Consider the following 420-nt stretch of genomic DNA (forward strand, 5'->3'; position numbering starts at 1 on the left):
CACGAGGTGAGGAACGCCCCGGTCGCGGCGGCCCGCTCCGTCACCGGCAGCTCGTTGCTGAGCAGCGCCTTGGTGATCTCCCAGGTCATCCGGGTGTGGTGGCTCTGGTCGGAGGCCGGCTTGCGCTTGCGGCTCTTGCCCTTCGCCGCGCCAGGCTCCAGCCACTCGAGCACCTCGTCGGTGTCGCGCTGGGCGCCGAACGTGTTGGTCGCGTGCATCCGGCGGAAGAACAGCCGCTGCGGCACCTGGATGAACTCGCCGCGCAGCGCCAGCTCGTGCAGCATCCGCACGTCGCTGGACAGGAACGGCCCGAGCAGCCGGGTCTTGCGCAGCACGTCGGTGCGGATCACGCCGAAGACCTCGTTGCAGAGGTTCCACTTGCGGGCGTACCAGCTCACCCGGCTGCGCGAGCGCCTCCCG

At 70.5% G+C, this 420-nt stretch carries 1 pseudogene; it reads right to left on the minus strand.

The window, feature by feature from the left end:
- A pseudogene (locus UK12_RS41975) lies at window positions 1-420 on the minus strand (hypothetical protein); the annotation flags it as partial.

The sequence above is a fragment of the Saccharothrix sp. ST-888 genome (assembly GCF_000955975.1).
GTDB lineage: Bacteria > Actinomycetota > Actinomycetes > Streptomycetales > Streptomycetaceae > Kitasatospora.